Below are 15240 nucleotides of genomic sequence, written 5' to 3'. Positions count from 1 at the left end.
AAGATAAAAATGAATAAGAAAAAATGATAGCGCGAATTTGCTTTTTGTTTTGTATATACTTAATCGCTGATACTTTGGGAAAACCTCCATTATGAGCAAAAACGAGTCACCGCTACACCAAGCCCCGCCCGCTCACGCCGAGCCAAGTCCGCTCATCCCTAAGCGTTCGCGGGTCAAACCCCTGCCCATCCATCAGGGCATCCAGAACGATATTAAAAACAAAATCCTCAGCAACGAGTGGCATCCCGGCGATCGGGTGCCCACCGAACAGGAATTGATGGCGGTCTATCAATGCTCGCGAATGACGGTAAATAAAGCGCTGTCGACGCTGGTGGCCGCCGGGATGATTGTGCGCAAGCGCCGGAAAGGGTCTTTCGTCGCCATGCCGCGTGTCGAGGAGCCGTTGCTGGCCATTCAGGATATTCGCGCCGAAGTCCTGGCCAGCGACAGCATGTACAGTTTTTCGCTGCTGTCGCGCGGCATCCGCACTATTACCGACGCGGTCGAAGCGGAACATATCGGCATACCCGTTAACGCACGCATGCTATGTATCGATGTCATGCATTACGCCGATAACCTGCCTTTCGCCCTGGAGGCGCGCCAAATCAATCTGGCGGTAGTGCCGGAAGCGGCGCAGGAGGAGTTTATCGAGATGCCGCCCGGCAGCTGGTTGTTAAGCAATATCCCCTGGTCGGAAGGCGAGCACTCCCTGCGCGCTATTTCCGCCGACGATGTGCTGGCGCGGCAATTATCGGTATCGCCCGGCACGGCGTGCATTTCCATTGCCAGGCGCACCTGGCTGTCGGGGGAGCTGATCACCTTTGTGCGCTTGATTTATCCGGGGGAACGCCACCGCTTTTTAGTGCGTTTCGGGCCCAGCCCGGCGAATTTGCAGCGGGATACGCCCAACCCGGGCTGAAACCCTCCCGGTGTTTTTGGCTCACATCCGTATGGGCACGAGATTGCCGCTAAACACGCCGGCGCGTTTTGAATACTGGCGTATTGCGCTAAGGGGTTTCGACGCTATGGCCGCTTTATGGATGAGTTCGCGCCGGAGCCGGCGGAGAGCCTTGGGGCAAGGATTAGGTTGTGCCGGTGGGGGTTTGGTTTGCGGTTGGCGGTAAGCTTTATGTTGCCGTGGCGCGGGTTTCGCTTGCCGTGCGTTAAGGTACCCTGCGTCAGGGTGCGCTAGGGCATATATCGCCTCGGCGAAGGTTCCGTTTGCCGTGCGTTAAGGTACCCTGCGTCAGGGTGCGCTAGGGCATATATCGCCTCGGCGAAGGTTTCGTTTGCCGTGCGTTAAGGTACTCTGCGTCAGGGTGCGCTAGGGCATATATCGCCTCGGCGAAGGTTTCGCTTGCCGTGCGTTAGGGTGCCATGCGTCAGGGTGCGCTAGGGCATATGTCGCCTCGCGAAGGTTTCGCTTGCCGTGCGTGAGGTGTTCGTATGTGTTGCCGGGTACCGGCAAGCGACAAAGAGGCCGTACCGCGACGGCCTCCTTGACCTCCGCGCGTCCGGCAGGTCGTGCGCCGCTGCGCGGTTCCCGGCATCACCCATCCCGGCTTTTGGACCGCACGGGACGCGCTCCCGGCGCGGCCCTTAGCTTTCGCCGCTCCCGGCGGCTCATCCAGCCGCGATGTGCGCCGCCGGCGCACTCTATGCCGGCACCAGGTCAACACCATCGCCTGTGAGTAAAATAGCGTTTTTGGGTTTCTTGCGGCATGCACTTACCGGGAAGGTATCAGTATTCATTTTGCGATAAAGTTTACAGCCTGATGGTTAATGGCTAATGGCTAATGCCAAACGATAAATGCTCAAAGCCAAATGGCTAATGCTAAACGTTAAATGCCCAAAGCCCAAAGCCCAAAGCCCAAAGCCCAAAGCCCTATGTCTAATGTCTAATGCCATATGCTCGCTTCCGGCTTTAAATTAAAAGCGCCAGGTGCGATGTATCTAATACGCTTACAGATTCGGGGGACTAGGGCATAGGCCGGGTTTGGCGGGCTGTAATTTCATGCTGCGGCTGTTTACCTCAATGATTGTCAGCTTCCCGGCTCACTCTTCCTTCTCCTTATCAACAGCGGCGCTATTGTTTCTTACTATTTATTACTGACAGCGATAGTCGGGCCGGCATAGAGCGCGCTGACGGCGCCTGTGACCCCGGCATGAGCCGCCGGGAGCGGCGAAAGGCCCGGTTGCGCCGGGAGCGCTAACCGGGCCGGTGCATAACGGGGGAACTGGCGGCGGAAGGCATCGCGCAGCGACGCGCGACCTGCCGGACGCGCGGAGGTCAAGGAGGCCGTCGCGGTACGGCCTCTTTGTCGCTTGCCGGCACCCGGCACTACATAAAACAACCAAACGCACGGCAAGCGAAACCTTCACCGGCGCAACATAGTCCTTACCACCAGCCGTAAACCAAACCCCCACCGGCGCGGCAGATCCCCCCGCAAACGATATAAATCTATCCGTCCTGAAGTCAATCCGGTCAAAAGCCACTACATTTGATATCTTATGTATATACTCTAATAATAATATAATATTTATAAAAATCAAATATTTAACTTAAATCTATCTAAAATAGCGCAAAAATCATCCATATAATTATCTTATTTGTATATACATAACTTGACGCCCCGTTTTGCTGGCGGTATGTTCAATTTCATCGGGTTAAACAGATGTTAACGGCCTGGATATCATTCTCGTGTGACGACGTTATCAACAGCAACCAAGGTGTCGGGAGAGCAGGGTGAATAAAAAACAATTGATTATCGGTACCGTGTTAAGCCTGTCGTTCGGCATCGCGCCGGGGTGGGCAAACGCCGCCGTCGCCGCACCGGCGGATATCAAGGCGAAAGGGCAACTGACCTTTTGCTCCGACCTGGAAAACCCCCCGGCGGAAGGCATGGCCGAGGACGGCAAAACACCCAGCGGCGCCGCGGTGGATATTATGAATGCGCTGGGCAAGACCCTGGGGGTGAAAACCCAGATCGATAATTATCAATTTTCCGGTATTTTTGCCGCGCTGGATACCGGCAAGTGCGACCTGGTCATGGCCAGCCTGGGGAAAACCCCGGAACGCGCGGAGCGCTATGGGCTGGTGGATTACTGGCGGGTAAAGTCCGGCCTGCTGGTGGTCAAGGGAAATCCCCTGCATCTGGCGTCGTTTGCGGATCTCTCGGGCCGCCGGGTGGCGGCGTTGATGGGCAGCCGCAATGAGTCGGTGGTCAAGCAGGAAAGCGACAAACTGGTGAGCGAAGGTAAACCGGCGATTACCCTGGTGTCGTTGGGCACCAACGTCGCCGCGTTCCATGATTTGCTGCTGGGCCGCGCCGATGCCATGGTCGGCGATACGGTGGTGATTAATTTTTACATGTCGAAGGCCAAAAATAAATTCCAGACCGTCGATATGCCGGTGCCCGCCAAAACGTGGGTGGTGGCCATGGTGAAAAACAATACCGACCTGCGCCAGGCGATCCAGGCGGCAATGGATGAACTGAATACATCCGGCGCCATGACGAAAATCGTCCAGAAATGGGGTATTGAACATGGCGTAGCCCTGTGCGACAGCGAGCACCCCTGCGATTGACGGGGCGGGGCGACCATGCTGTGAGGAGCGTACCTTGCTAAATCAAATTCATATGCAATTTAATCTGCCATTTTTCCTGAATTTTGTGTTTCATCCGCAAGCCGTTTTATTTCAGGGGCTGATATTAACGATTGTTTCCGCTGTACTGTCCCAGCTTATTGGCACGGTATTAGGTATTACATTGGCAATGGCAGGAATAAGCCGCTTATGGATATTAAAGGCGTTTAACCAGCTTTATATTTGGTTTTTTCGCGGCACGCCGGTATTGGTACAATTGGTACTGATTTATTTTGGCCTGCCCTATTTACTGGGTTTTGATATTTTCCCCGCCGTGATGCCGTTGGGGCCGTTCATGATTTCCGGGGCGGTGGTCGCGGGTATTGTGTCTTTCGCCCTGCACGAGGCGGCGTATATGAGCGAAATTACGCGCGCCGGCATTATATCCATCGACAGCGGCCAGGCCGAGGCCGCCAAAGCGCTGGGCATGCCGCCGCGGTTGCTGATGCGGCGCATTATTCTGCCGCAGACCATCCCGGTGATTGTCCCCGCGCTAGGCAATCAATTTAATAATATGCTCAAGACCACGGCGTTGCTCAGTATTATCGGTGTTTCAGAAATGTTTCGTGTCGCGGAGCAATTACAGGCCGCCACCTTTATGACGTTTGAGGTTTATCTCGGCATCTCTATTTATTATTTGCTGCTGACCGCGTGCTGGACCGCCATCCAAATGCTGTTGGAAAAAAATCTCAACCGGCATTTAAAAGGGGCGAGCATAAAGCGGCGCGCCAAAAAATCCTCATCCCTTTTAGCGGAGCTTGCCGATGAGCGTTAATCAATCAGATAGCCTACCGGATGCGGTCGTCTGCCGTGACGTAATGAAATTCTATGGCGAACTGCCGGTACTGCGTAATGTGTCGTTGACGGTGAAAACCGGCGAAACCACGGTGATTATCGGCCCGTCCGGTTCGGGAAAAACCACGCTTATCCGCTGTATCAACCGGTTGGAGAAAATTCAGCAGGGCACCATCCACGTCGGCGGCGCCCTGATGGGATACCGCATGAAAAACGGCCTGATGCAGGAAGACAGCGAGAAAAATATCGCCAAGCTGCGCCAGCGCATCGGCATGGTTTTTCAGCGCTTTAATTTGTTTTCACATATGACCGCGTTGCAAAACGTCATGGAAGCGCCGGTAAGCGTCCTGAGAATGAATAAAAAACAGGCGCGCGACAACGCCGCGGAATTATTGGCCCGGGTGGGCCTGGCGGATAAATTAGCCTATTACCCCACGCAATTATCCGGCGGGCAGCAGCAGCGCGTAGCGATTGCGCGCGCGCTGGCGATGAACCCGGAGGTCATGCTGTTTGACGAACCCACCAGCGCCCTTGATCCCGAAATGATTGGCGAAGTGTTAAGCGTAATGCAGGACCTGGCGCGCCAGGGCATGACCATGATCGTGGTGACCCATGAGATGGAATTTGCCAGGAATGTCGCCGACCGGGTGGTCATCATGGACGGCGGCGAAATTATCGAGCAGGGACCGCCGCAAAAAATATTTATTGCGCCGGAGAATCCAAGAACAAGGACCTTTCTGAATAAGGTATTACACAAAATATAAACATCGCCCGGCGGTGGATTATAAGACAACGTATTTTTACCAACGAGGAATAAAGATGGGACGTTTAATTGATATAAGCTGGCCCGACCTGGGCGTTACCGTGGTCGCTGAATTAAATGATGAAAAGAACCCCGAGCTGTGCGAAGAGTTCTGGCAGCACCTGCCGTTTAAAGTGCTGCAGGCGCATCCGGTTGTGTCCGGCGCATCCATGTATGCCTGGACGCCCATCGTCAGCAGCGCGCCGGTGCACCATCGCGAAATGATTACCGATTGCCCGGTGGGCCGGCTGCGTTATTCCCAGTCAACGGGCAATAAAATGTCGATTCAATATGGCGTCGGCCTGGAGCCTTTGGCCCAGCCGGTATTGGGACAGGTGCTGGCGGAATATTGTCATTTACTGCCCGATGTGGGCAAGGCGGTGTGGAATAATCTCTTCTGGCAAAAGGATAAGATTTTTGTCGAGGTTTCCGCTCATGATAAGCAGGCCCACCCGGGCGTACCGCGCCAGCCCGCGGCCACCACGGACGCGGCCAAACGCTTCCTGGCGGAAGCCGACAGGATCCAGTTGACGGAGCCCGAGGACCTGCGCGCCATCCGTTTGGGACAGGTGGAGTCCACCGGCACCTACGGCCAGTATTTTACCGCCTGGGATTTCGCCAACGGCATGCTGCGTGATTATATTATGTATACCATGTACCCGTTACTGACGCTGACCAATACGCTTTCGGTGCAGGATTTTAATAAAACGCTGCGGGAATTCGACGTGCCTTACTCCAGCTATTTAGGCGTCAGCGGGTTATATCAGTTGGAAGAATACGCCGGTATCTTGCGCGAGGCGGTAGCCGCGGCGCAAACCAAAGAAGAACTTCAGGAATTGCTGCGCGCTTTTCTGAAATATGGCAATCGCCTGTGCGCCTGGTCTTATCACTATTTCCCATGGTATCTGGGCATGTTCTATAACCGCCAGCTCGGCGGCCAGGAATTTCCGGGCCGTTGGAATCCTGAAAAAGTCTGAGAATAATGGCCACGCGCCCGCGTTAAGCCCGCCGGAACGCTTTTGCCGGCGCAAACGGCCTGCGGCGGGTTGCGCGCCGCATTCAGCCGGGAGGCAATATGTTGACTATCACACCCCAGGATAAAGCGGCGTTTCAGCGCGATGGCGCCGTTATTATCCGCCAGGCCTTTTCCCGCCAATGGCTTGAGAAAGTGGAGCAGGGCATCATGGCTAATATCGCCGCGCCCAGCGATCACGGCCGCTATACCGACCCCGAAACTAAACTGTTTTTCCAGGACAGCGATAACTGGCGGCGCATTGCGGCCATCGGGCAATTTGTGTATGAATCGCCCGCCAAGGAAATCGCCGCCGGCCTTCTAGGGTCCGGCAAAATCAATTTCCTGCATGATCATGTGCTGGCTAAAATGCCCGGCGCCTCCCAGCGCACCCTGTGGCATCAGGATCAGCCGTATAGCCCGGTGGACGGCAATGACTTTTGCACCCTTTGGCTGCCCACCGGCGCCGTGACGCGCGCCACGGCGCTGGAATTTGTCGCCGGCTCGCACCGCTGGGGTAAATGGTTCCGTCCCCAGTGGTTCGCCACCGGCCAACTGCGCGAGGGCGACGACGACAGCTGGGACATCCTGCCGGATATTGAAGCGCGGCGGCAAGACTACCGGATTATCAGCTGGGCGCTGGAACCCGGCGACTGCCTGGTGTTCCATGGACTGACCCTGCACGGCGCCGCCGGCAATTTCCAGGACGCGCCGCGGCGGGTGTTATCCACCCGCTGGACCGGCGATGACGCGGTTTTCCGCTACCGCAGCGGGAAAATGTCGCCCCCGGCGCCGCTACAGGACGCCCCGCAAGACGGCGGGGCGCTGGATTGTCCATCCTTTCCGGTCGTCTGGCGGGCGCCGCGCCGTGGAGGGCATTAACCTCGCCATCGCACCGGGCGAGCGGCTGGTGCCCAGCGGCTGCGGTAAAACCACCACGCTGCGCATGGTGGTAGGGTTTATCCAGCCTGGCGGCGAGTTCCTGTTAAACGGCCGCCAGGTCGCCGACGCCCGTTTCTATGCTGCCGCAGTAATATTAAGTATTTCCCCCCGCCGGCCGATAACATTATACGTTGAATTATTCTTTATTTTCCGAATCAGTCAAACCGCCTTGTTTCCACGCATCAATCGCTATTTTTATTGGGGAAAGTATGGATAATTTTCAACAAGAGGTAGAGGAGAGAACCAATCTCACCTCATCGAACCGATTTGAACTGCTGTTATTCCGCCTGGGGTCGCCCCCCGATGAAGAACACGCCGAATTGTACGGCATCAACGTGTTTAAGCTGCGTGAAATAGTGCCGATGCCGAAGCTGACCAAAGCCGCCGGCATGACGTCACCGCTGATGGGCATGGCGAATATCCGCGGCGAGATTATGCCCGTTATCGATTTGCCGGCCATCGTCGGCTGCGTGCCGAAGACCGGGTTGAATATCTTGCTGGTAACGGAATATGCCCGCAGCACCCAGGCTTTCGCGGTGGAATCCGTCGACGATATCGTCCGTCTTGAGTGGAGCCAGGTCCTGGCGGCCGAGGCGGGCGTCAGAAGCCGCAATATCACCAGCATCGCGCGCCTGAACAATGATAAGACCGACACCCCGCTGGCGCTGGTGCTGGATGTTGAGCAGATTTTGTATGACATCATTCCCGCCAATCGCACGGCGCACCTGGAAAGCGAAAAGAAGCAGACCTTTACCCTGAAACCAGGGGCGGTGGCCATTGTGGCGGAGGACTCCAAAGTCGCCCGTTCGATGCTGGAACAGGGCCTGACGATGATGAACATCCCCTTCCTGACGCACGTCACCGGCCTGGAAGCCTGGAAAAAAATCAATAAAATGGCGGAAGAAGCGCGGGCGGAAGGCATACCTGTCACGGATAAAATCGCGTTTGTGTTAACCGATCTGGAAATGCCCGAGATGGACGGTTTTACCCTAACGCTGAATATCAAACGCGATGAGTTCCTGAAACACATTCCCGTTATTATCCATTCGTCCTTGTCGGGCAGCGCCAATGAGGACCATGTGCGCAAGGTCGGGGCGGATGCGTATGTGGCAAAATTCGATATCAACGACTTGGAGTCCGCCATCAAGCGGGTGCTGCCGTAAAGACGGCCGCGGTTCCCTTAGCCGTCATGGCGCGGCCGGAATCCTGCCCCCGACCGCGCCGTTGCTGTCGCTCTTAGTTCAGCCTGGCCTTGGAAAAATCACTGCCGTTAAGGCTGACGCTGTAGCCGGTGACATTGGCGCGCGTGGCATAAAAGGTTTTACCGTTTGCCAGCGGCACCCACGGGGCCTGTTGATGGAACACGTCCTGCGCTTGTTTATACAGCGCGGCGCGCTGGGCCGGATCGCTGATGACCTTGGCCTGTTTTATCAGCGCGTCATACTGTTTATCACACCAGAACGCCGCGTTGGACCCGCTGTTGATACTGTCGCATCCCAGCAGGACATTGGCGAAATTATCCGGATCGCCGTTATCCGACATCCAGCCGAACAGCGCGGAGGCGTGTTCGCCCTTGCGGATGCCGGCAAGGTATTCACCCCATTCGAAAGTGATGATTTTTACCGTCACGCCCACCTTGGCCCAATCGTTCTGGATCATTTCCGCGATGCGGCGGGAGTTGGGATTATACGGGCGCTGCACCGGCATCGACCATAAATCCGTGGTAAAGCCCTGGGCAAAACCCGCCTGCTTCAGCAAGGCCTTGGCCTTGGCCGGGTCATAAGGATAATCGGCGAGATCCTTATCGTAACCGAGCATATTGGGCGGAATGGGCGATTTCGCCACCGTGCCGGAACCGAGAAATACCGCGTTGACAATCGCTTTTTTATCCACCGCATAGTTTAACGCCTGGCGCACCAGAACATTATCGAACGGCTTTTTCGCGGTATTAAAGGCCAGGTAGCCAACGTTCATGCCGTCCACGCTGTGCAGCACCAGATCTTTATTGCTTTTGATTTGGTCAAAATTGACCGGGTTCGGCGCGGGGATAATCTGGCATTCATTTTTCTCAAGCTTGGCCAGACGCGTGCTGACGTTGGGGGTAATAGAGAAAATCAGGCGTTTGGTGGGCACGTCGCCCTGCCAGTAATGCGGATTGGCCTCGTAGCGGATCAGGGAGTCGACTTTATAGTCTTTCAGGTTATACGGGCCGGTGCCGATGGGATCGGTGTCCACCCGCTCCGGCGTGCCGGCCTTCAGCATGGCGTCGGCATATTCCGCGGAGAGGATGGAGGTAAAGTCCATGCCCCAGTCGGCCAGGAACGTGGCGTCGGGTTTGCTCAGGGTAAACTGGACATGCCGATCGTCCAGTTTTTTCACTTCCTGGATAAGGGTACCCAGGCCGACGTCGTTAAAGTACTCATAGGCGGCGTGGGACACGTTATGATAAGGGTGATTGTCGTCTTTTTGCCGCAGTACGGAGAAAATAACGTCGTCGGCGTTAAAGTCGCGGGTCGGGGTGAAATATTTATTGCTGTTGAACTTAACGCCCTGGCGCAGGGTAAACGTATAGGTTTTGCCGTCGGGACTGATGGTCCACGCCTCGGCCAGGGAAGGGATGGGCAGATTATCGCTTTCCCGGAAAGTGATCAGCCGGTTATACAGCACCTGCGAGCTGGCGACAAATGACGGGCCGGAGCTGGCAATCTGCGGGTTGAACGATTCAGGCGAGGCTTCTGAGCAATAGACCAGCACATCGTTGGCCGCCGCCAGCGCGCCGCCCGCCGGCAGCATCGCGGCGATCAGCAGTGCGAGAGAGGTTTTGCGTAAATCCATTTTTATTGCCTTAATAAGGTGATTAATAGGAAATGAATCCGTGGTTGTTCGTCTTGCCATTATAAGCGGCGGCAGGCGAAAGGGAAAAATCCTCTGCTTATAAATGCCCGGCTTTTAGGTATAAGCGCTGCCCTTTGGCAGTATTGCCTGGCGATCTGCCGCGGAATTTGCCGGCCGGGAGACATTCTTCTTGTAAAGAAAGTGTGATCTCTGCGGGAGGGCGGGCATTGGCAACGCCTGGTAGCGATACCCGCAACCGAATGCGGATTTATCCGCGGCCAGGCGCCGGTTACACTTTCCCCACGCGACCCTTCCCGGCAAGGCGGCCTATCGGCGGCAGGGAAAGGAGAGGGTGGGGAAGGATCCTTTCAGCCGCGCGGATATCAACTACATCCATTGGAAAACTTATGTTATATGAGCTGACGACACTGTCCGTGCCGGCGCTGGAACTTGATACGGCGTCAGCCCGGGCCTGGGCATGGGTGACGGCGCCCGGTGCCGGGGGAAGAGTGGTGGGTTTCTGGCGTACCGAGCTTGGCGAGCTGTTCCAGTTACTCCTGCTGCGCGAGTTTCACTCAGAAGAGGCATTGTGGCGGGAGCGACGGCGGGCGCAGCTGGACAGCACGCCGTTTAATATCGTAAATGCGCAAACCGCCCTCAGCATGGAAAGCTATCAGCCTTTTCCTTTCCTGCCGCCCGCGCCGTCCCAACTGGCGCAGCCGGGGGCCTGTTATGAATTCCGCACCTATTGGCTGAAGCCCGGGGGATTGTCTCCCACGCTTGCGGGATGGGCGCAGGCGCTTGCGCCGGCGCAGGCTTACACCTCGCATCTGATCATCAATATGTACGCGCTGGACGGGCCGCCGCGCATCACGCATATCTGGACCTTCGCCAGCCTGGAGGAGCGCGCCCGTTTACGCGCGGAACACTATGCCGCGGGACTGTGGCCGCCAAAGGGCGGGCCGCAGCAGATTATCCGGGCTGCCTCGTTTATCTGCCTGGCGGAAAACCGCCGCGCCGGGGATGCCTGACGCCGGATTTGCCGGCGCCTGGCGCCGTGCCTGGCTGTCAGGCCCGGCGGCGAAAAGCGTTGTTTTGCCCGGCGGCACTGGATTATGCTGTGGTTTTAGCCCCCGCCAAGGAGATTCTATGACCACCAGCCTGATGATCGCCAACCGGCAAACCTGGTTCGGCGCCGGCAGTATCAGCCAACTGCTTCCCCTGCTGCACGCCGACCCGCAGCCGACGCTGTTGTTCAGCTGCCGCTCGTTCCTTGGCGGGGCGGTCTATGCCGGGATGGCGGATGCGCTGGCGCCCCTGCTGGCCGGCACCGAGATCGTCGGCCATGAGGCGTCGCCGCAGGATATTGACGGGTGGGTGGCGCGCTGGCGCGGCAAAGCGCGGCGCATCGTCGCCGTCGGCGGCGGCAGCGTACTGGATGCCGCCAAGGCGTTCGCCGCCCTGGCGGAGCATCCTTTGCCGGCGCTGCGCTATATGGAAAAGGTGGGCGACGCCAAGGTGAGCGGCGCTACGCTGCCCTTAATCGCCATTCCCACCACCGCCGGCACCGGCAGCGAAGCGACGCAAAACGCCGTGATCACCGATACCCGCACCCATAAAGTCAAGGCGTCGCTGCGCCACCCGAACTTTGTGCCGCAGGTAGCCATCCTGGACCCGCAACTGCTGGCCGGCGCGCCGGATGCGGTGCTGGCCTGCTGCGCCATCGACGCGTTCACCCATCTGTTCGAGGCGTATCTGTCCAAAACGGCAAGCAGCCTGTCGCGCGAAATGTCGCTTACCGGTATCCGTCTTTTCCTGCGGGCCTGGCCGGCGTTAAACCGCAGCGCCGATGCCCGCGAGGCTATCATGCAGGCCTCCTACCTGGGCGGGCTGACGCTGAGCATGGCGGGACTGGGCGTGATCCACGGCATCGCCGGTGAAGTCGGCGCCTTGCGCAGCTACCATCATGGCCAAGTCTGCGGCAGGCTGCTGCTGCCGTTTCTGCAACTGCTGGCGGACAGCGACCACCCCCGGCAGCGGGCGCTGATGGCCGCATTGGCCGTCAGCGTCCTTCCCGCAGGTCGGGACGACCCGGAACGTTATCTGCTGGAATTTATCACCCGCAACGCCATTGTCCCTTTCTGGCGGGACGACCTGCCGCTCAGCCCGGAAGAACTGGCGGTGTGCCTGGAAAAATCCACCAGCAAAAATGCGCTGCTGGACTACCCGCCGGCACAGCTCCGGCACATGATTGTCACGGCGTTTCGCATCGAATAGCGCCATCAGCCCGGCGGTGACCGCCGGCATCACACGTCACGCGCTCTCCCGAAGCCCGCGCGGGGAAACATAAGAAGGATTTCCTATTCTGCTTATCCTCGCCGCTCAACCTTCCTGTCGCCAAAATCAAGATTACCGGTTTTGCCAATAGCACGTTTTGGTAATAACCCATGCCGCACAGCGATAGCTGGGAAAAATAAGTATTTATATCAATCTATTAATTTTGCAAAAAGTAAAAGTGTTACCGGTAACTGTGTTTGAAGTTTACATAAGTTAACATTTTTATAACTTGTGCTGACAAAAAATCCGCTTATTCTGGCGATAAAATTATCATACAAATAATTATTAGCGCCCTACGTTACCGGCTGGTGACGGTGGCGCTCAGCACATTGATTAACACCCTTAATGGAAGATCTATGAGCAAGCAAAACGATGAGGACATCCCCTCACGGCGGCGTTTTTTGCAACAAACGCTGTCGATTATTCCCCTGGCCGCGGCGGGGGGCGGCCTTGTTTCCTTCGCCGGCCAGGCAACCACCGCCACATCCGCTGGCGTTTCCGCCCACTACGTTCCCACCTTTTTTAATAATGATGAATGGCGCTTTATCCTGGCCGCCGTCGACCGGCTGATTCCCACCGATGAATATGGGCCGGGCGCGGTAAGTGAAGGCGTTCCGGTTTATATCGATAAGCAAATGGAGTTGCCCTACGGTTACGGCCATCTCTGGTATATGCAGCCTCCTTTTGCCGACGCCGCGCCCGAATTGGGTTATCAGTCCCCGCTGGCGCCGCGCGATACCTATCGCCGCGGCATCAAGGCCGTCAACGATCATTGCCGGCAGTTCTTTGCCAAAGAATTCGCCGCCCTGAGCCAACAACAGCAGGAATCCGTGCTGCGCGAATTGGAAAGCGGCAAGCTGACGTTTGCTAACGTGCCGGGCGCGCTGTTTTTTGCCCAGTTGCTGGACAACGCCAAAGAAGGTTACCTGGCCGATCCCATGCACGGCGGCAATCAAACGCTGGCGTCATGGAAGCTGATTGGGTTCCCGGGCGCGCGCGCCGATTACCAGCAGACGATGGACAACCCCAATAAGCCCTATCCATTGGGACCGGTCAGTATTTCAGGGAAAAGGAGCGTCTGACGTGGCGATAAAACAAGACCCGGTCGATATCGTTATCGTCGGTTTCGGCTGGACCGGTTCGCTGATGGCGATGGAACTGGCGGAAACCGGCCTGAATATCCTGGCCCTGGAGCGCGGCGAGCAGCGCGATACCTATCCCGATTTCGCCTACCCGCGCATAATGGATGAATTGACCTACGGTATCCGGTTAAAGCTCTTTCAGAATGCGTCAAAAGAGACGGTAACCGTGCGGCATACCACCAGCGAAACCGCGCTGCCTTACCGGCGTTTTGGCTCCTTCCTGCCGGGTGACGGCGTCGGCGGCGCCGGTGTGCATTGGAACGGCATGCTGTGGCGCCCCCTGGAGGCTGATCTGCGCATGCGCAGCACCGTGATTGAGCGGTACGGCGCGGATTTTATCCCCCAGGATATGACGGTGCAGGACTATCCCTTTACCTACGCGGAGATGGAGCCGTTTTTCGATAAGTTCGAAAAAATTTGCGGCACCGCCGGACAGGCCGGCAATCTCAAGGGCGAAAAAATCGCCGGCGGCAACCCCTTCGAGGCGCCGCGCCAGAACCCGTATCCGACCAAGCCGCTCAAGCAACAGTATTCCGGCATGCTGTTTAGCAAAGCGACGACCGAACTGGGCTATCATCCGTTTCCGCTGCCGGCGGCGCTGTGCAGCGAACCTTATACCAATCCCTATGGCGTTCAGTTGGGGGTGTGCAACTACTGCGGTTTTTGCGAGCGCTTCGGCTGCTTTAATTACGCTAAGGCGTCGCCGCAAAGCACCGTGCTGCCGGCGCTTTATCAACATAAAAACGTTGAGCTGCGCACCCAGTGCCATGTGCTGCGCGTCAATACCGATGCCGCCGGCACCCGGGCGACCGGCGTCACCTATATCGACGCCAACGGCCAGGAAGTGGAACAGCCCGCCAGCCTGGTGGTGCTGAGCGCGTTCCAATTGCACAACGTACGTTTGCTGCTGTTGTCGAAAATCGGCAAGCCTTACAATCCCGCCACTGGCGAAGGCGTGGTCGGGCGTAACTATGCCTACCAGATGAACGGCGGCGTCGCGTTGTTCTTCGACCCGGACACCCATTTCAATCCCTTTGCCGCCACCGGCGCCACCGGCACGTTTATCGATGATTTCAACGCGGAAAACTTTGACCACGGCGGGCTGGGATTCATCGGCGGCGCCACGCTTTCCGCCACCATTACCGGCGGGCGCCCCATCCAGCAGATGAGCATTTCCAACCAGGCGCCAAAATGGGGAACCGGCTGGAAGAAGGCGATCAAAGATAATTACCTGCACACCATGAGCGTCGGTTCGTCCGGATCGGTGATGCCGTATAAACAGTGCTACCTCGATCTCGACCCCACCTATAAAGATCATCACGGCCAGCCGCTGCTGCGCATGACCTTTGACTGGCAGCAGAACGAGCTGAAAATGACCCATTTTATCGGCGGCAAGGCGGAGGAAATCGCCAAGGCCATCGGGCCTGAGCATTACGAAATGGGTTTTAAAGGCATGAACGCCCACTACGACGTGCGCCCCTACCAGTCCACTCATACCACCGGCGGCGCGGTGATGGGCGATAATCCCGCCACCAGCGTGGTGAACAAGTACCTGCAAAGCTGGGATGTCCCCAACCTGTTTGTGCTGGGCGCCTGCTGTTTCCCGCAGAACCTGTCGTATAACCCCACCGGTATTGTCGGCGCCACCGCGCTATTTGCCGCCAATGCGATTCGCACGCAGTATTTGGCCAACCCCGGACCGCTGGTCCAGGCTTAACAGGGAAGGGACTGA

13 protein-coding genes are annotated in these 15240 nt (G+C 57.2%); 12 read left to right on the top strand and 1 reads right to left on the bottom strand.

All coding sequences use genetic code 11. The annotated features are described in order from the left end of the window. Positions 1-91 precede the first annotated feature (91 nt). From hutC to ACL2XQ_RS16225, 8 genes are all read left to right on the top strand, one after another. Positions 92-919: a histidine utilization repressor gene (hutC, locus tag ACL2XQ_RS16260; protein ID WP_410014496.1), complete on the top strand. Its 828-nt coding sequence runs from the start codon at positions 92-94 to the stop codon at positions 917-919. Positions 920-2746: 1827 nt separating this feature from the next. Then, positions 2747-3586: an ABC transporter substrate-binding protein gene (locus ACL2XQ_RS16255; protein WP_413723169.1), complete on the top strand. Its 840-nt coding sequence runs from the start codon at positions 2747-2749 to the stop codon at positions 3584-3586. 34 nt (positions 3587-3620) lie between these two features. Beyond that, positions 3621-4418: an amino acid ABC transporter permease gene (locus ACL2XQ_RS16250; protein ID WP_410014498.1), complete on the top strand. Its 798-nt coding sequence runs from the start codon at positions 3621-3623 to the stop codon at positions 4416-4418. After that, positions 4408-5202: an amino acid ABC transporter ATP-binding protein gene (locus ACL2XQ_RS16245; RefSeq protein WP_410014499.1), complete on the top strand. Its 795-nt coding sequence runs from the start codon at positions 4408-4410 to the stop codon at positions 5200-5202. The genes ACL2XQ_RS16250 and ACL2XQ_RS16245 overlap by 11 nt, the downstream gene beginning before the upstream one ends. A 55-nt stretch (positions 5203-5257) precedes the next feature. Then, positions 5258-6217, top strand: coding sequence for a hypothetical protein (locus tag ACL2XQ_RS16240; protein ID WP_410014500.1), 960 nt, complete (start codon positions 5258-5260; stop codon positions 6215-6217). Between the two features lie 98 nt (positions 6218-6315). Continuing rightward, entirely contained in the window at positions 6316-7134 is an 819-nt protein-coding gene (locus ACL2XQ_RS16235) for a phytanoyl-CoA dioxygenase family protein (protein WP_410014501.1), read from the top strand. Then, positions 7121-7411, top strand: a complete 291-nt coding sequence (locus ACL2XQ_RS16230; protein ID WP_410014502.1) for an ATP-binding cassette domain-containing protein — start codon at positions 7121-7123, stop codon at positions 7409-7411. Before ACL2XQ_RS16235 ends, ACL2XQ_RS16230 begins: the two co-directional genes overlap by 14 nt. Beyond that, on the top strand, positions 7404-8357 hold the full coding sequence (locus ACL2XQ_RS16225; protein WP_410014503.1) for a chemotaxis protein: 954 nt from the start codon (positions 7404-7406) through the stop codon (positions 8355-8357). Before ACL2XQ_RS16230 ends, ACL2XQ_RS16225 begins: the two co-directional genes overlap by 8 nt. A 73-nt stretch (positions 8358-8430) precedes the next feature. Here the strand turns inward: ACL2XQ_RS16225 and ACL2XQ_RS16220 are convergent, their stop codons facing one another. Next, the gene (locus ACL2XQ_RS16220) at positions 8431-10029 is read right to left on the bottom strand and encodes an ABC transporter substrate-binding protein (protein WP_413723167.1); all 1599 of its coding nucleotides are present in this window, start codon (positions 10027-10029) and stop codon (positions 8431-8433) included. Positions 10030-10436: 407 nt separating this feature from the next. Here ACL2XQ_RS16220 and ACL2XQ_RS16215 point away from each other — a divergent pair, with 407 nt between their 5' ends. The 4 genes from ACL2XQ_RS16215 to ACL2XQ_RS16200 all read left to right on the top strand — a co-directional run bounded on the left by ACL2XQ_RS16215 (position 10437) and on the right by ACL2XQ_RS16200 (position 15225). Further along, positions 10437-11060, top strand: a complete 624-nt coding sequence (locus ACL2XQ_RS16215) for an NIPSNAP family protein (protein WP_410014505.1) — start codon at positions 10437-10439, stop codon at positions 11058-11060. A gap of 118 nt (positions 11061-11178) precedes the next feature. Next, complete coding sequence (locus ACL2XQ_RS16210) at positions 11179-12306, top strand: iron-containing alcohol dehydrogenase (protein WP_413739437.1); 1128 nt, start codon at positions 11179-11181, stop codon at positions 12304-12306. Positions 12307-12722: 416 nt separating this feature from the next. Then, positions 12723-13448, top strand: coding sequence for a gluconate 2-dehydrogenase subunit 3 family protein (locus tag ACL2XQ_RS16205; protein ID WP_410014507.1), 726 nt, complete (start codon positions 12723-12725; stop codon positions 13446-13448). Position 13449: 1 nt separating this feature from the next. Then, the gene (locus ACL2XQ_RS16200) at positions 13450-15225 is read left to right on the top strand and encodes a GMC family oxidoreductase (protein WP_413723164.1); all 1776 of its coding nucleotides are present in this window, start codon (positions 13450-13452) and stop codon (positions 15223-15225) included. The last annotated feature ends 15 nt before the right edge of the window (positions 15226-15240 follow it).

The sequence above is a fragment of the Sodalis sp. RH14 genome (assembly GCF_047324285.1).
Taxonomy (GTDB): domain Bacteria; phylum Pseudomonadota; class Gammaproteobacteria; order Enterobacterales; family Enterobacteriaceae; genus Acerihabitans.
Note: the sequence above shows the minus strand (reverse complement) of the source record. Positions and strands in the feature narration are given on the sequence as shown.